This is a genomic window from Streptomyces sp. NPDC027672, assembly GCF_055566335.1.
Genome location: NZ_JBVHSO010000008.1, coordinates 32,392 through 48,761, shown reverse-complemented (window position 1 = coordinate 48,761; position 16,370 = coordinate 32,392). Strand labels below are relative to the sequence as shown.

At 74.5% G+C, this 16,370-nt stretch carries 14 protein-coding genes; 7 read left to right on the top strand and 7 right to left on the bottom strand.

Annotated elements, in window-relative coordinates:
* The first annotated feature begins 5 nt into the window (after positions 1-5).
* Positions 6-146: an SCO1431 family membrane protein gene (locus ACZ4SV_RS20130; RefSeq protein ID WP_365884137.1), complete on the top strand. Its 141-nt coding sequence runs from the start codon at positions 6-8 to the stop codon at positions 144-146.
* Positions 147-425: 279 nt separating this feature from the next.
* Here ACZ4SV_RS20130 and ACZ4SV_RS20125 read toward each other — a convergent pair whose 3' ends face one another.
* On the bottom strand, positions 426-1,664 hold the full coding sequence (locus ACZ4SV_RS20125) for a glycoside hydrolase family 18 protein (RefSeq protein ID WP_397936833.1): 1,239 nt from the start codon (positions 1,662-1,664) through the stop codon (positions 426-428).
* Between the two features lie 328 nt (positions 1,665-1,992).
* Between ACZ4SV_RS20125 and ACZ4SV_RS20120 the strand changes: the two genes are divergently transcribed.
* Complete coding sequence (locus ACZ4SV_RS20120) at positions 1,993-3,165, top strand: acyl-CoA dehydrogenase family protein (RefSeq protein WP_468005886.1); 1,173 nt, start codon at positions 1,993-1,995, stop codon at positions 3,163-3,165.
* A 971-nt stretch (positions 3,166-4,136) separates the two neighbouring features.
* Here the strand turns inward: ACZ4SV_RS20120 and ACZ4SV_RS20115 are convergent.
* On the bottom strand, positions 4,137-4,571 hold the full coding sequence (locus ACZ4SV_RS20115; RefSeq protein ID WP_365877743.1) for a hypothetical protein: 435 nt from the start codon (positions 4,569-4,571) through the stop codon (positions 4,137-4,139).
* A gap of 234 nt (positions 4,572-4,805) precedes the next feature.
* Here ACZ4SV_RS20115 and ACZ4SV_RS20110 point away from each other — a divergent pair, with 234 nt between their 5' ends.
* The 4 genes from ACZ4SV_RS20110 to fxsA all read left to right on the top strand — a co-directional run bounded on the left by ACZ4SV_RS20110 (position 4,806) and on the right by fxsA (position 8,909).
* Entirely contained in the window at positions 4,806-5,246 is a 441-nt protein-coding gene (locus tag ACZ4SV_RS20110; protein ID WP_365877745.1) for an Lrp/AsnC family transcriptional regulator, read from the top strand.
* Between the two features lie 76 nt (positions 5,247-5,322).
* A complete protein-coding gene (locus ACZ4SV_RS20105; RefSeq protein ID WP_468005885.1) occupies positions 5,323-6,930 on the top strand; it encodes an amidohydrolase in 1,608 nt (535 codons plus the stop codon).
* A gap of 557 nt (positions 6,931-7,487) precedes the next feature.
* On the top strand, positions 7,488-8,306 hold the full coding sequence (locus ACZ4SV_RS20100; RefSeq protein WP_468005884.1) for a polyprenol monophosphomannose synthase: 819 nt from the start codon (positions 7,488-7,490) through the stop codon (positions 8,304-8,306).
* Between the two features lie 45 nt (positions 8,307-8,351).
* Entirely contained in the window at positions 8,352-8,909 is a 558-nt protein-coding gene (fxsA, locus tag ACZ4SV_RS20095) for an FxsA family membrane protein (protein WP_397936830.1), read from the top strand.
* Positions 8,910-9,144: 235 nt separating this feature from the next.
* Here the strand turns inward: fxsA and ACZ4SV_RS20090 are convergent, their stop codons facing one another.
* From ACZ4SV_RS20090 to yczE, 4 genes are all read right to left on the bottom strand, one after another.
* Positions 9,145-9,519, bottom strand: coding sequence for an RNA polymerase-binding protein RbpA (locus ACZ4SV_RS20090; protein ID WP_009187548.1), 375 nt, complete (start codon positions 9,517-9,519; stop codon positions 9,145-9,147).
* A 278-nt stretch (positions 9,520-9,797) separates the two neighbouring features.
* Positions 9,798-11,144 carry an MFS transporter gene (locus ACZ4SV_RS20085; protein WP_468005883.1) on the bottom strand — a complete coding sequence of 449 codons (1,347 nt, stop codon included), beginning with the start codon at positions 11,142-11,144 and terminating at the stop codon, positions 9,798-9,800.
* A 58-nt stretch (positions 11,145-11,202) separates the two neighbouring features.
* A complete protein-coding gene (locus tag ACZ4SV_RS20080; protein ID WP_468005882.1) occupies positions 11,203-11,979 on the bottom strand; it encodes a glycerophosphodiester phosphodiesterase in 777 nt (258 codons plus the stop codon).
* A gap of 17 nt (positions 11,980-11,996) precedes the next feature.
* Positions 11,997-12,584 carry a membrane protein YczE gene (gene yczE / locus ACZ4SV_RS20075; protein WP_365877766.1) on the bottom strand — a complete coding sequence of 196 codons (588 nt, stop codon included), beginning with the start codon at positions 12,582-12,584 and terminating at the stop codon, positions 11,997-11,999.
* Between the two features lie 333 nt (positions 12,585-12,917).
* On the opposite strand from yczE, the gene ACZ4SV_RS20070 reads away from it, so the two are divergent.
* Positions 12,918-14,426 (top strand): SCO1417 family PLP biosynthesis transcription factor, encoded by a 1,509-nt coding sequence (locus ACZ4SV_RS20070; protein WP_365877757.1) that lies wholly within the window; start codon positions 12,918-12,920, stop codon positions 14,424-14,426.
* Between the two features lie 269 nt (positions 14,427-14,695).
* Here ACZ4SV_RS20070 and ACZ4SV_RS20065 read toward each other — a convergent pair whose 3' ends face one another.
* Positions 14,696-16,357: a P-loop NTPase family protein gene (locus tag ACZ4SV_RS20065; RefSeq protein ID WP_468005881.1), complete on the bottom strand. Its 1,662-nt coding sequence runs from the start codon at positions 16,355-16,357 to the stop codon at positions 14,696-14,698.
* Positions 16,358-16,370 lie beyond the last annotated feature (13 nt).

Sequence of the window (16,370 nt, the reverse complement as noted above, 5' to 3'; positions counted from 1 at the left end):
ACACCATGACCGCACATCCGGCCACCGCCACCCGCGCCGTCACCGGCGGCCCCCAGGAAGACGGCCCCAGGATCGTCGAGCACGTCATGGGCTGGGTCCTCGTCGCGGTGTTCGCGATGCTCGTCACCCAGCTCGGCCTGCTCTGAACCGGCCCCCCGCGGGGCGGGCGGACGCCCGGCGGGGCCCTGAGCGCCGTAGCGGCACCGGGCCCCGCCTGTCCTGCGCCGCGGCCCGCCCGCCGGAACGGCTGACGGGCCACCGGGTTAGGGCCTCTCGTTGGGATCATGCCGGGCTCGCGGGCCCTGGCACCGCACCTCGCGGCGTTGTCGTCGGTTGCCATGGCTCCGCCATGGCGCCCTCCTCCGCCTTGCGATGCACGGCACCAGACCCCGCTCCCTGATCCGGCCTGATCCAAACGAAAGACCCTAGTTGATCGCCTTGATCAGCTCACCGTTGGCGGTGTCGCCGCTCAGCTCCCAGAAGAAGGTGCCGCCGAGCCCCTGCTGGTTCTTGTACGTCATCTTGCCGGCGATGGTCGCCGGGGTGTCGTAACTCCACCAGTCGCTGCCGCACTTGGCGTAGGCGGTGCCGGCCACCGTGCCGGTCGCCGGGCACTTGGTCTTGAGCACCTTGTAGTCGTCGATGCCCTGCTCGTACGTGCCGGCCGCCGGGCCCGTGGCCGTGCCGCCGGGCGCCGCCTGGGTGACGCCGGTCCAGCCGCGCCCGTAGAAGCCGATGCCGAGCAGCAGCTTGCTCGCCGGGACGCCGAGGCCCTTGAGCTTCGCGATGGTCGCGGAGGTGTGGTAGTCGGCCTTCGGGATGCCGGAGTAGGAGTTCAGCGGGGAGTGCGGGGCGGTCGGGCCCTTCGCGTCCCAGGCGCCGAAGTAGTCGTACGTCATCGGGTTGTACCAGTCGACGTACTGGGCCGCGCCCGCGTAGTCCGCCGCGTCGATCTTGCCGCCGCTGGTGGCGTCCGCGGTGATGGCCGCGGTGACCAGGTTCCCGGAGCCGAACTTGGCGCGCAGCGCGGCCATCAGGTTCCGGAACGCGTCCCGCCCGCTCGTGTCGCAGGTGTTGCCGCAGGCGTTGGGGTACTCCCAGTCGATGTCGATGCCGTCGAAGACGCCGGACCACTTGGAGTTCTTCACCAGGTCGTAGCAGGACTGGGCGAAGGCGGCCGGGTTCTTCGCGGCCTCGCCGAAGCCGCCGGACCAGGTCCAGCCGCCGAAGGACCACAGGATCTTCAGGCCCGGGTGCTTCTTCTTCAGCTTCAGCAGCTGGTTGAAGTTGCCGCGCAGCGGCTGGTCCCAGGTGTCGGCGACGCCGTCCACGGACTCGGCGGCGGTGTAGGCGCGGTCGGTGGCCGCGTAGGCGTCGCCCATGGCGCACTTGCCGCCGGTGACGTTGCCGAAGGCGTAGTTGATGTGGGTCAGCTTGGCCGCGGAGCCGGAGGTCTCGACGTTCTTGACGTAGTACTTGCGGTCGTACGTGCCCCATTCGGTGAAGTAGCCGACGACCTTGGAGCCGGCCGTGACCGCGGGGGCCTCCGGGGCCGCCGCGGTGGCCGTGCCGGTGCCGGCGCCGGCCAGCAGACCGGCGCCGAGGGCGGCGGTACACGCGGCCGAGACGAGGGCCCGGACGAGCGAGCGGTGGGGAGTGTGCATCGGGTGTCTCCTCGTGGGGGAGAGGGAGTGCGCGCCGCTTGGCATGGACGCGGTAAGCGATGGCCTTGCACAGTAGGAGGACTAGACCAATAGGTCAATGGTGCGGACCAATTTCGCCGCCGTGGGACACCCGGAACGGATTCCTGAAGTAAGCGGTCGTTAACTGGTGACGGGAGGTCGCCGATCGGGCATACTCACAGCGCATGCCGCTGGTCAGCAGCTTCCGAGACCCGGGAGCGGACGCCGTCGGCACCGCGGAACGATCAGGCGGGCACGCCCCCACCACGGGCCGCTCCGCCGGTGTCCGAACAGGGAGGAGCCCGACGCCATGTCCGACCGCTACCCGCAGCCGGTGCAGCGTCAACTGCCGACGGAAGAGGCGAGGGAACTGCTCTCCCTCGTCCGCGAGATCGCCCAGCGCGAGATCGCCCCGAAGGCCGCGGAGGAGGAGGACGCGGGCCGCTTCCCGCGCGAGATCTTCACCCTGCTGTCCGGGTCCGGCCTGCTGGGCCTGCCGTACTCCGCCGAGCACGGCGGCGGCGACCAGCCCTACGAGGTCTACCTCCAGGTCCTGGAGGAACTGGCCGCGGCCCGGCTCACCGTCGGCCTCGGCGTCAGCGTCCACACGCTCGCCGCCTACGCGCTCGCCACCTACGGAGACAAGCGGCAGCAGGCCGAGCACCTGCCCGCGATGCTGGGCGGCGGCCTGCTCGGCGCGTACTGCCTCTCCGAGCCGTCCTCCGGCTCCGACGCCGCCTCCCTGCGCACCAAGGCCGTCCGGGAGGGCGACACCTGGGTGATCGACGGCACCAAGGCCTGGATCACCCACGGCGGGATCGCCGACTTCTACACCGTGCTGGCCCGCACCGGCGAGGACGGCCCCCGCGGGATCACCGCCTTCCTCGTGCCCGGCGACGCGCCCGGCCTGAGCGGCGCGGCCCCCGAGCGCAAGATGGGCCTGAAGGGTTCGCCCACCGCGCAGGTGCACTTCGACGGCGTCCGGATCCCGGACGGCCGGCGCATCGGTGAGGAGGGCCAGGGCTTCTCCATCGCGCTGTCGGCGCTCGACTCCGGCCGGCTCGGCATCGCGGCCTGCGCCGTCGGCCTCGCCCAGGCCGCGCTGGACGAGGCGGTCCGGTACGCCACCGAGCGCCGCCAGTTCGGCCGGCCCATTGCCGACTTCCAGGGCCTGCGCTTCATGCTCGCGGACATGGCCACCCAGATCGAGGCGGGCCGTGCGCTGTACCTCGCCGCCGCCCGGCTGCGGGACGCGGGCCGGCCGTTCGCCAAGCAGGCCGCCATGGCCAAGCTGCACTGCACCGACACGGCCATGAAGGTCACCGTCGACGCCGTGCAGATCCTGGGCGGCTACGGCTACACCGCCGACTTCCCGGCGGAGCGCTATCTGCGCGAGGCCAAGGTCCTGCAGATCGTCGAGGGCACCAACCAGATCCAACGCATGGTCATCGCCCGCCACGTAGCGGGCCCAGAGGCCCGCTGACCCGGCCCGCCGGGCCCGCCCCAACCCGCCGGGCCGGCCCCGACCCGCCGGGGCCGCCCGGCCTGCCGGACCCCCTGCGAGGCCGGTCGGCCCGGGTCGGCGCGGGGGCGCGGGGACGGGTGGATCCCGCACGCGTCACCGGTGCGGACGGGCCGGGCGGGACGGCGCGGGGCTGACGCCCGGACGGCGAGGGCGCGCCGGTCGTCCCCGGGCTGGCACGGGGCCGCGGCGGCCGGACGGAACCTGCGGCGGCACCGGCACGGATGGGTGGATGCCTCGGCGGAACTGGTGCGGCCGGGCGGCGCGGCGCTGGTGCCCGGGTGGCGAGGGCGCGGCGGTCGTCCCGGGCTGGCACGGGGGCGCGGCGGACGGGCGGAACCTGCGGCGGAACCGGTGCGGTGGGGCGAGCAGGGCGGCGCGGCGCTGACGCCCGGACGGCGAGGGTGTGGCGGTCGTCCCGGGCCTGCACGGGGTCGCGCGGACAGGCGGATCCCGTGACGGCACCGGTACGGACGGGCGACGCCGGCGGGGCGGGACGGCGCGGGGCTGACGTCCGGACGGCGGGGACGTGGCGGTCGTCCCGGGTCGGCGCAGGGTTGCGGCGGTCGGGTGGATCCCGCGGCGGCGCCGGTGCGGCCGGGCGGGCCGGGGCGCCGTGGCGCTGACGCCCGGACGGCGAGTACGCGGCGGTAGTCCCGGGCTCGCACGAGCGCGCGGCGGCCGGGCGGAACCTGCGGCGGAACCGGTGTGGATGGGTGGATTCCGCAGCGTCACCGGTGCGGACGGGCGGGGCGGCGCGGCGCTGATGCCCGGGTGGCGAGGGCGTGGCGGTCGGCCGCGGCCGGCGTGGTGGGGGCGTACAGGGCGCCCTCCGGTCGGGTCGGGCGTCAGCACGGCCCGGGCCGGTGGTCCCGCACCATGAGGGACTGCGCGCCATGGTGCGGGAGGACGTGCGGGAAAGGGCGGCCGGCTCAGGCGGCCTGACGCCGCATCGCCGACACCCGCATCGGGCGCGAACCCGCGCCGCCGACGTGCGAGAAGGGCTGCGTCCGCCAGTCCAGACCCTGAGGCAGCGTCAGCAGCAGCGCCGTGTCCTGCTCCTGCGGCTCGAAGGACTCGTCCGCGGGGCGGGCGTCGGCCGCCGAACGGCCCGTACCCGCACACACCGTGAGCCCGAACGGGTTCCACGGCGAGGCGCACAGCGCGTGCTCCGGCAGCACTTCCTCGTCCGCCAGCAGCGCGATCGGCTGCGCGCAGTCCGGGCAGACGACCCGGTACATCTCGAACGTGTCGTAGGCGTCCAGCTCGTCGTCGTAGGCGTCGGGTTCGACGCCCTCCGGCTCGGGCTCGGCGCCCGGCTGCTCGCGCACGGACGCGGATCGACCAGGGCGATGGGTACTCTGCATGGGATTCTCCCCCTAAGGCTGGGCCGTGACGGCACTGCGGCCTCGACCACAGCAAGCACTTCCCGCCCGGTCTCGGCGGTAATCACGAGAACATCACGGAGCCCGCCCGCGGCGTGTGGCATTCGTCACATGCCGCGCGCAGATGCCCGTCCCGGCGCTTTTTCCAGCGTACGGGGAATGACCTGCGCCTCTCAGGTATCCGCGGAGATCAAGCGCACTGTAGGTTTTGGCGGCATGGAGGAGCTGGACCGTCAGATCGTGCAGCTGCTCGTCAAAGACGGGCGGATGAGCTACACAGACCTGGGCAAGGCCACGGGCCTGTCCACGTCGGCGGTGCACCAGCGGGTGCGCCGCCTGGAACAGCGTGGCGTCATCCGCGGCTACACCGCGGTGGTCGACCCGGAGGCCGTCGGACTGCCGCTGACCGCGTTCATCTCGGTGAAACCGTTCGACCCCAGCGCGCCCGACGACATCGCGGAGCGCCTCGCCGGCGTGCCCGAGATCGAGGCCTGCCACAGCGTGGCCGGCGACGAGAACTACATCCTCAAGGTGCGCGTGGCCACCCCGCACGAACTGGAGGAACTGCTTGCCCGGGTGCGCTCGCTGGCGGGGGTGTCGACGCGGACGACGGTCGCGCTCTCCACGCCCTACGAGGCACGGCCGCCGAAGATCTGAGCCCCGGCCGCGCGGTGCGCCGTCCCGGCGCGCCCCGGGTGCGGCCCCGCCCGGACGGCGGGAGAAACTGTCGGCCATGAGCAACCGCACCGCCGAGACCGTCCGGACCGTCCTGCTCCGCCGCGGCGAGGTCCACAGCCCCGCCGACCCCTTCGCCACGGCCATGGTCGTCGAGGCGGGCCACGTCGCCTGGGTCGGCTCCGAGGGCGCCGCCGACGCCTTCGCCGACGGTGTCGACGAGGTGGTCGACCTCGACGGCGCCCTGGTCACCCCCGCCTTCACCGACGCCCATGTGCACACCACCGCCACCGGCCTCGCCCTGACCGGCCTGGACCTGTCCGACGCCCCGTCCCTGGAGGCGGCCCTCGCGCGCGTCCGCGAGTTCGCCGCCGCCCGCCCCGGCGACCGGGTGCTGCTGGGCCACGGCTGGGACGCCGCCCGCTGGCCCGGTGGACGCCCGCCGGCCCGCGCCGAACTGGACGAGGCCACCGGCGGACGCCCGCTCTACCTCTCCCGCGTCGACGTGCACTCGGCGGTCGTCACCACCGCCCTGCTCGACCTCGTCCCCGGTGACCTGCCACGCACGGACGCCCCGCTCACCGGGGACGCCCACCACGCCGTCCGCGAGGCCGCCCTAGGCGCCGTCACGCCCGCCCAGCGCGCCGAGGCCCAGCGCACCGCCCTCGCCCACGCCGCCTCGCTCGGCATCGGCACCGTGCACGAGTGCGGCGGCCCGCAGATCTCCTCCGAGGACGACTTCACCGCCCTGCTGCGGCTCGCCGCCGAGCTGCCCGGGCCCCGCGTGGTCGGCTACTGGGCCGAGCAGGACACCGGCAAGGCCCGCGAGCTGGGCGCGGCCGGCGCCGCAGGCGACCTCTTCGCCGACGGCGCCCTCGGCTCCCACACCGCCTGCCTGCACGAGCCGTACGCCGACGCCGGCCACAGCGGCACCGCCTACCTGGACGCCGACGCCGTCGCCGCCCATGTGGTGGCCTGCACGGAGGCGGGCCTCCAGGCCGGCTTCCACGCCATCGGCGACGCCGCCGTGGCCGCCGTGGTCGACGGCGTGCGCACGGCCGCCGAAAAGGTGGGCCTCGCCCGGATCCGCGCCGCCCGGCACCGCGTCGAGCACGCCGAGATGCTCACCCCCGAGACCATCGCCGGCTTCGCCGAACTGGGCCTGATCGCCTCCGTCCAGCCCGCCTTCGACGCGCTGTGGGGCGGCGCGGACGGCATGTACGCCCGGCGGCTGGGCGCCGAGCGGGCCCGCTCCCTCAACCCGTACGCCGCGCTGCTGCGCGCCGGCGTACCGCTCGCGTTCGGCTCCGACAGCCCGGTCACCCCGCTCGACCCCTGGGGCACGGTCCGCGCCGCCGCCTTCCACCGCACGCCCGGTCACCGGATCTCGGTGCGCGCCGCGTTCACCGCGCACACCCGCGGCGGCTGGCGGGCCGTGGGCCGGGACGACGCGGGCGTCCTGGTGCCGGGCGCGCCCGCCGACTACGCCGTCTGGCGGACCGACGCACTCGTGGTGCAGGCGCCCGACGACCGGGTGGCCCGCTGGTCCACCGACCCGCGCTCCGGCACCCCCGGCCTGCCCGATCTCACCCCGGGCCGTGACCTGCCGGTCTGCCTGCGGACCGTGGTGGGCGGACGGACGGTGTTCGTACGGCCGGGCGAGTGATCTCCCGGAGCGGCACGGCGGCCGACGGCCGCCGCGGCCCCGCCGCCCGACCTGCGCATCCTCCCCGGCACCGGCGAAACCGACCACGTACGCCCAGCTCAGCGGGCTGTTGACAGTCGGCGGCCGGGGCCCGGTAGGTTCGGCCGGGTCCACCACCGGACGCCCGACCGGGGGACGTTCGCGACTCGTCGCGGCGCCGCTGGGTCAGGGACGGTGTGCCGCACCGGGGCACCGTCGCTGGGAGCCAGGCTCAGCGCCCGCACCGGCGGGGGAGCGTCCCGGACGGTCGGCCGGGTGTGACCCGGGTGGGGCCCGGGCGCTCAGTAGACAACGGCTTTCGGTCGATCCGCAGCCAGCGGGTCCCAGGTCGGCCCGAAGAGCGCCGGGCCCCCATCCGCAGAGGTCCGAAGCGTCCGGCGGGCGGCGGGAGCACGCCGCGGGACCCCCGCTTCTACCCCGCTCCCGGTGATTCGACACCACCGTACGCACGCGCTGTCCTGTCTTCCCAGGCCGCGGCCACTATGGTGGTCCCTTGCGTACGACATGAAGGGGCAGCAGTGAACGACGGCGACGGGACCCTCGCGGCCACGGCCCAGGGGAGGCAGTTCGGTCCGCTCGGCACGGCCTTGGTGATCATCCCGACCTATAACGAGGCGGAGAACATCAAGTCCATCGTGGGCCGGGTCCGAAAGGCCGTCCCCGAGGCGCACGTGCTGATCGCGGACGACAACAGCCCGGACGGCACCGGCAAGCTGGCCGACGAACTGGCGGCCGGGGACGACCACGTCCACGTGCTGCACCGCAAGGGCAAGGAGGGCCTCGGCGCCGCCTACCTCGCGGGGTTCCGCTGGGGCCTGGAGCGGGACTACGGCGTGCTGATCGAGATGGACGCCGACGGCTCCCACCAGCCCGAGGAGCTGCCCCGGCTGCTCACCGCGCTCAAGGGCGCCGATCTGGTCCTCGGCTCGCGCTGGGTGCCCGGCGGCCGGGTGGTGAACTGGCCCAAGTCCCGCGAGTTCCTCTCGCGCGGCGGCTCCACCTACTCGCGGCTCATGCTGGACGTGCCGATCCGGGACGTGACGGGTGGCTTCCGGGCCTTCCGCCGGGAGACCCTGGAGGGCCTGGGCCTCACCGAGGTCGCCTCGCAGGGCTACTGCTTCCAGGTCGACCTGGCCCGCCGCGCGGTGAAGGCCGGCTACCACGTGGTGGAGGTCCCGATCACCTTCGTGGAGCGCGAACTGGGCGACTCCAAGATGAGCCGGGACATCGTGGTCGAGGCGCTGTGGCGGGTCACCGCCTGGGGCGTCGGGGACCGCCTGGGCAAGTTCACCGGCAAGGACCGCCAGCCGGGGGAGAGCGGTCACCGCTCCGGCTGACCATCCCTTATCCCGCGCTGAGCCGTGCCCAGGCACACTGGGAGCATGACGACTGGCGTTCCGACCTCTCCGCTCACCGCCCGCCGCCGGCGCTCCCGGCTGCGCAGGTATCTGCCGCTGGGCATCGTCGTGTGGCTGGTGCTGGAGGTCTGGCTGCTGTCCCTGGTCGCGGGCGCGGCGGGCGGGCTCGGGGTCTTCCTGCTGCTCGTCGCGGGCCTCGTGGCCGGCTCCGTGGTCATCAAGCGGGCGGGCCGGCGGGCCTTCGAGAGCCTGAACGCGGCGGTGCGGCAGGGCGGCTCGCCGGCGCGTGGCGGCGGCAACGGCCTGATGATGCTCGGCGGTCTGCTGCTGATGATCCCGGGTCTGGTCTCGGACGCGGCGGGCCTGCTCCTGCTGCTGCCGCCCGTGCAGAAGGCGGTGAGCCGCCTCGCGGAGAACGCGCTGGAGCGGAGCCTGCGCCGGGCCGCCCCGGGCGGCCTGGGCGACGTCTTCCAGCAGGCCCGCACCCAGCGGCCCGGCGGCAAGGTGGTGCAGGGCGAGGTCATCCGCACCGACGAGCCCCACGACGCCCCCCGGAACTCCCACCCCCCACTGACCCACTGACCCACCACCGGCCCAGGGCCCACGGCCCGGCGGGCTGGGCGAGCGGTCGCGTGGAGGGTGAGCGGACGTGCCGGCCGGCGCCCGGCGAGCTGAGGCGGCCGGTCGTATCACCGCCATGTCGGCGGCCCGGGCGGGCGGCCTAGGGTGCAGAACGACCGCGGGCGCCGTGCGTGAAGTTCACGCACGGCGCCCGCGGTCTGTGTCGCGCTGTGGAACCGGCCGAGCCCCGCAGGGACTACGCGCTCTTGCGGCTGTCCCTCGGGTGCACCGCGATGTTCATCGCGCCCGAGCGCAGCACCGCCAGACGCTCCTCGAGGACCTCTTCGAGCTCCTCGCGGGTGCGCCGCTCCATCAGCATGTCCCAATGGGTACGCGCGGGCTTGGCCTTCTTCTCCTCCGGGCCGTCGCCGTCCACCAGGAGTGCCGGGGCCCCGCAGACCTTGCACTCCCACTCCGGCGGGATCTCCGCCTCGACCGAGAAGGGCATCTCGAAGCGGTGCCCCTTCTCACATGCGTACTCCACGGCCTGGCGCGGGGCCAGGTCGATGCCGCGGTCCGTCTCGTAGCTGGTCACCACGAGGCGCGTACCGCGAAGAGCTCGCTCACTCATGAATCGTGCCTCCCGGGCTTGTCGCCCACAGGACAGGTGTCGCTGTCGTCGTCATCCGGTCAACGTCCGGTCGGCGGTAAAGATTCCCGTTCCGAGTCGCGTTCCGGGTCATGCGTCGCCGTCGTAGCCGCCCCTTGTTGTACCCACAGGCGCCCGGTTTGTCACATCTGCTAGAAGATGTCACCCAGCGTTTCGGCATCTTTGACGCGCAGTAACGGTACGCCTGGCAGGCCAAACGCGTACACTACCGCCCTTTCGCGCCGAGTGCTAAATCATGGCTAGATCTTTTCGGGAACCGGGTTGCCCGCCGCGGCGATCGCACGCCGGACCGGTACCCGCGCGAGCAGGATGAAACCCAGGACGAAGAAGATCACCAGCGAGATGATCGCGGACCGGTAGCTCCCGGTCAGCTGGAAGGTCAGGCCGAACAGCAGCGGGCCGAGCCAGCTCATCCCGCGGTCGCTCAGCTCGTAGGCCGCGAAGTACTCCGCCTCCTTGCCCGGCGGCACCAGGTGGGAGAAGAGCGACCGGGACAGCGCCTGGCTGCCGCCGAGGACCAGCCCGATCCCCGCGGCCAGCGCGAAGAACCACACCGGCGCCCGCGCGGGCAGGAACCAGCCCGCCGCCAGGGTGAGGGTCCAGGCCACGAGGGAGCCGAGGACCGTCCGCCGCGCGCCGTACGTCCGCGCCAGCCGTCCCATCGCCAGCGCCCCGGCCACGGCCAGCACCTGCACCAGCAGCACGGCCACGATCAGCGTGGACTGCCCGAGCCCCAGCTCCTGCGAGCCGTACACCGACGCCTGGGTGATCACCGTCTGGATACCGTCGTTGTAGACGAGGTACGCCAGCAGGAACGCCAGGGTCAGCGGATGGCGGCGCATGTCCCGGACCGTCGCCGCGAGCTGCCGCGGCCCGGTGGCCGTGGCGTCCCGCACGGGCGCGCGGCGGTCGCGCAGCCTGCGCAGCGGCACCAGCGTGAAGGCGCCCCACCACAGGCCGGCCGAGGCCAGGCAGACGCGTACCGCGGCCGTCTCGGTCAGGCCGAAGGAGTCGTGCGCCGTGTACAGCACCAGGTCGGCGACGAGCACCAGCGCACCCGCCGCGTAGCCGAGGGCCCAGCCCCGGGAGGAGACCGCGTCGCGCTGGTCCGGCGGGGCGATCAGCGGCAGGTAGGAGTTGTAGAGCATCATCGCGACGGACTGCGCCGCGTTGGCCACCACGAGCAGCGCCCCGCCCAGCAGGTACCGGTCGCCGTCCAGGAAGAACATCCCGGTGGTGGCCGCGGCCCCGGTGTACGCCGCCGCGCCGAGCAGCGGCTTCCGGCGGCCCGTGCGGTCGGCCGCGCTGCCCGCCAGCGGCATCAGGACGACCGCGAGCAGCACCGACAGGGAGACCGAGTAGGCGAAGAAGGAGCCCGCGCGGACGGGGATGCCCAGCGGGTGCACGTAGCCGTCGCCGTCGGCCGCGTGCTCGGCGACCGAGGTCAGGTACGGGCCCAGGAAGACCGTGAGGACGCTGGTCGCGTACACCGAGCACGCCCAGTCGTAGACGTACCAGCCGCGCTGCTGCCGGGCGAGGCCGGCGCCGTCGTCCGCCGGTGCCGTCCGCACGGTGTCGGTGCCCACCCGTGCCCTCGCTTCCCCGTGCTCCCGCGAAGGCGCGGGACCCGGCGGGGCCGGGCGGTCAGACCCAGACGCCGCGGTCCTCCATGACCTTGCGCAACGTGTCGATGTGATCGGTCATGATGCCATCAACCCCGAGGTCCAGAAGCCGGTGCATCCGCTCCGGTTCGTTGATGGTCCACACATGCACCTGGAGTCCGCGTGCGCGGGCGGCGCGCAGGAAACGCCGGTCGACCACGGGCACGCCCGACTGGGCCTCGGGCACCTGCGCGGCCACCGCCGAGCGGCGCACCGCGGCCGGCAGCCCCCATGAGCGCAGCCGCAGGTTCAGTACCCCGCGGGTGCCGAACGAGGTGGCCAGCCGGGGCCCGGCCAGCCGCTGGGCGCGCACCACCCGCGCCTCGGAGAAGGAGCCCGCGCAGACCCGGTCCCAGGCGCCGGCGCGCTCGACCAGTTCCAGGAGGGGCCGCAGCGCGGGCTCCGCCTTGACGTCGACGTTCCAGCGCACCCCGGGGAAGGTCTCCAGCAGTTCCTCGAACAGCGGCACCGGTTCCCGGCCGCCCACGCGCGCCTGCCGCACCTCCGACCACGGCAGGTCGGCGATCCGGCCCGCGCCGTCGGTGACCCGGTCCAGCGTCGCGTCGTGGAAGGCGACCAGCCGGCCGTCCGCCGTGGCGTGCACATCGGTCTCGATGTACCGGTAGCCCAGCTCCACCGCGCGCCGGAACTGCGCCACGGTGTTCTCCACGCCGTCGGCCGCCCCGCCCCGGTGGGCGAAGGCGATCGGCCCCGGATGGTCCAGGTACGGATGGCGGGGCGGCGGTGTCGTCAGGTTCACGGACGCAGTATGGCCCGCTAGGGCGTCGCGCCGGCGACGACCGTGCCGCCCTCCGGTGCCGCCGGGACGGCGAACAGACGCAGGAACACCTGCGTCATCGGGCCGATGGACACGGCGTACAGCAGGGTGCCCACGCCGATGGTGCCGCCCAGCAGGAACCCGCTGACCACCACCGTCACCTCGACCGCCGTCCGCATCAGCCGGATCGACCGGCCGGTGCGCTCGTGCAGGCCCGTCATCAGTCCGTCCCGCGGACCGGCACCGAAGCGCGCCGCGATGTACAGGCCGGTCGCCGCGCCGTTCACCACGATGCCGGTGACGAGCAGGAGGACGCGTACGGCGAGGGAGTGGATGTCCGGGAGCAGGGCGAGCGTGCCGTCCATGGCGAGGCCGACCACGACGACGTTGGAGACGGTGCCGAGTCCGGGCCGCTGCCGCAGCGGAATCCACAGCAGCAGCGCCACCGCGCCCACGATGATCAGCATGACGCCGATGCTGAGGCCGGTCAGTTCCGCGAGCCCCTGGTGCAGCACGTCCCACGGCTCCAGGCCGAGACCGGCCGCCACCAGCAGCGCGGAACTTCCCCCGTGCAGCGTCAGCCCCACGTAGAGCTGGACGAGCCGCCGACCGAGCTGACGGCCGGGAGCGGAGGCGCCCGGAGCGGCCGTGTCCCCCGGGGCCGGGCCGGCGGCGGGTGCGTCCGGTATGGGAGTTCCGGGTGCGGGCGTGGCCGGTATGGAGGTGCCGGGCGCGGGCGTGACCGGTAAGGAGGAGCTGGCGGCGGCCGAGGGGCAGGGAGCGGACGGGTCGGGCGCGGAACGGTGGGGAGTGGGCACGGAATGACCCCCTGGGTGGTGGCGGTGGCCTGACACATGACACTCTGCGACTGCGGAAGAACCGTCATCCATGGCCAATCCGGGGAAGGTGGACTGATCTTCATGGCGCAGTGGACCTCGGCGGTGGGGGCCGCCCAGCTCGCCCGGCTCCTCACCTCCCAGCAGGACCGGCCGGCCGGCCCCGGCACCCGCCGGCCGCCGGCCTACCGCGCCCTCGCCGACGGCGTCCGGCTGCTCGTGCTGGAGGGACGCGTCCCGGTGGCCGCGCGCCTGCCCGCAGAGCGCGAACTGGCCCTGGCCCTCTCCGTCAGCCGCACCACCGTCGCGGCGGCCTACGAGGCGCTGCGCGGCGAGGGCTTCCTGGAGTCCCGGCGCGGAGCCGGCAGCTGGACCGCCGTACCGGCCGGCAACCCGGTCCCGGCGCGCGGCCTCGAACCGCTGCCCCCGGAGGCCCTGGGCTCGGTGATCGACCTGGGCTGCGCCTCGCTCCCGGCGCCCGAGCCGTGGCTCACCCGGGCCGTGCGGGGCGCCCTGGAGGAACTGCCGCCGTACGCCCACACCCACGGCGACTATCCGGCCGGGCTGCCCGCCCTGCGCTCGATGATCGCCGAGCGCTACACCGCGCGGGGCATCCCCACCATGCCGGAACAGATCATGGTGACGACCGGCGCGATGGGCGCCATCGACGCGATCCTGCACCTCTTCGGGGGCCGCGGCGAGCGGATCGCCGTGGAGTCGCCGTCGTACGCCAACATCCTCCAGCTGATGCGGGAGGCGGGCGCCCGGCTGGTCCCGGTCGCCATGGCCGAGGGCCTGTCCGGCTGGGACATGGACCGCTGGCGGCAGATCCTGCGCGAGTCCGCGCCGCGCATCGCCTACGTGGTGGCCGACTTCCACAACCCCAGCGGCGCGCTCGCCGACGAGGACCAGCGGCGCCGGCTGGTGGACGCGGCCCGCTCGGCCGGCACGGTGATCGTCGCCGACGAGACGATGACCGAGCTGTGGCTGGAGGAGGAGTTCCGGGACGGCGGCATGCCCCGGCCGGTGTGCGGCTTCGACCCGGCCGGCTCCACGGTGATCACGGTCGGCTCGGCGAGCAAGGCGTTCTGGGCGGGCATGCGCATCGGCTGGGTGCGCGCGGCGCCGGACGTCATCCGCAGCCTGGTCGCCGCGCGGGCCTACGCCGACCTGGGCACGCCGGTGCTGGAGCAACTGGCCGTGAACTGGCTGTTCAGCACGGGCGGCTGGGAACAGGCGGTCGAGCTGCGCCGCGCGCAGGCCCGGGAGAACCGGGACGCCCTGGTGGCGGCGGTACGGCGGGAGCTGCCCGACTGGGAGTTCGAGACCCCGCGCGGCGGTCTGACCCTCTGGGTGCGCGCCGGCGGCCTGTCCGGGTCCCGGCTCGCGGAGGCGGGGGAGCGGGTCGGCGTCCGGGTCCCGTCCGGACCGCGCTTCGGTGTCGACGGCGCGTTCGAGGGCTATGTGCGGCTGCCGTTCACCGTCGGCGGGGCGGTGGCGGACGAGGCGGCGGCCCGGCTCGCCGCGGCGGCCCGCCTGGTGCGGTCCGGGGCGGTGGGCGGCGCGGAGTCGCCCCGGACGTTCGTGGCGTAGAGGACAGCACCCCGAACGCCGGCCCGACACCACGCGGACGGCCCCCGAACGCCCCCGGCCGGCGGGCGTCCGGTCGCCGGTACGCGAGGCGCCGTCTCGGTCCTCGGGCGTCCGGTCGCCGAAACGCGGGGTGCCGTCCCGGCTCTCGGGCGTTCGGTCGCCGAAACGCGGGGCGCCCTCCCGGCCCTCACGCGGCCGGTCGCCGGAACCCGGAAGACCATCCCCGGCTGTCGCGCGCCCGGCCGGTTGCCGGAGGCGGTGGTCGCCGGTCAGCTCTCGGCCGCCAGAGCGCGTGCGGCCACCGGTGCGGCGGCCGGCTCCGTACGGACCTCGACGTGCTCCGTACCGGCCGGCTCCGGTTCCCCGGTCTGCCGTTTCGACAGATCCGCCGGTTCCGCGCCCGCCACCGCGCCCCGCGCGGGCAGCAGTTCCAGCACCGCCTGCCGGTCGGCGTCGCTCGTGGCGTCGTCGTACGGATCGGGTGTGCGCGGCACCTGGAGCCGGTGCACGGGTCCGGACCCCAGCCGCGCGTACCCGCGTCCGGGCGGCACCCGTCCCGGCGTCGTCGTGTGCGGCGGCACCCCGAGCACCGCCTCCGCCTGGGCCGCGGTCGCCGGGCCCAGCACCACCCGCGCGCGCGTGTGCTGCCGTACCGCGTCGCCGAGCGCCTCCGCGCCGTCGAACTGCTCGGCGACGACCACGGTCACGTTCGCCGCGCGGCCGTGCCGCAGCGGCGCCTGGAGCAGCGTCTGCGGGTCCCGGCGGCCGTCCGCCGCCGCGAGGTGGGCGAAGACGCCGGGCCGGTCCAGCAGGAGCCACAGCGGGCGCCGGGTGTCCTCGGGCGGCGGGTCGCCCGCCTGCCGGGCCAGGTTGACCGCGATGAGCCGTCGCTCGGTCTCCCGCGCGGCCCACTCCAGACTGGCCAGCGCCCCGGCGAGCGAGCACTCCACGGCCAGGACGCCGTCCCGGCCGGTCAGGCACGCGTACTCGCCGGTGCCGCCGCCGTCCACGACCAGCACATCGCCGTGCCGCAGGGCTTGCAGGGCGATGGAGCGCAGCAGCGTGGACGTGCCGCTGCCGGGGTGGCCCATGGCCAGCAGGTGCGGCTCGGTGGACCGGATGCCGGTGCGCCAGACGACCGGCGGGACGTCGATCCGCTCCTCGCCGTAGGAGAGCGGGAGCGTGCGCTGCACCTCGCTCGGGTCGGTGTAGCCGAGGACGGTCTCGCCGGGCGCGGTGACGAAGCGCTGGGCGGGGATGTCGGCGGGCAGCGGGGCGAGGGCGGTGACGGTGAGCTGGTTGCCCTCCTCGTCCCACGCGAAGTGGTACTCGCGGCTGCGCCCGGCCTTCGCGGTGAGCAGCCGCTCGATCCGCGCGCGGGACTCCGGCAGGCCGTCCGGGAAGTACGCCGGATAGCGGATCACCAGGTGGCCGACGCGCCCGGCGTCGTCGAAGCCCTGGTCGGCGAAGGCCTTGTCCCATGCGCCGCCGTGCGCGTACAGCGGTGCCGGGTCCTCGGGACTGGAGAAGTACGGCACGAGGGCCTCGTACAGCGCCTTGAGCCGTTCGGTCTGGGCCGCGTCGGGTCCGTCGGACGCGGCCGGGGAGCGGTCCCGGCCCTGCCAGGCCGCTGCCGCCATCACGGTGACGACGGCGAGCAGCGGCCCGTACGGCACCAGGGCCACGACCAGGACGAGGGAGGCACCGAGGAACAGCAGCGGCCCCCGTCTGTCCTTGGGCGTCTCCGCCCACCTGCGCCGGCCGGCCGAGGCCAGCAGGCGCAGCCCGCGCGCGACGGTGATCAGCGGGTGGAGGACGTCGGTGGCGCTGTCGGCCGCCGTCCGGGCCAGTTCCCTGCTCCGGGCGATCTGCGTCCGGGCGATCTGGGCGCTGTCCTTGCTCAGGATGCGGGGGAGAGGACGCCGGGCCACTGCTGACTCCTGT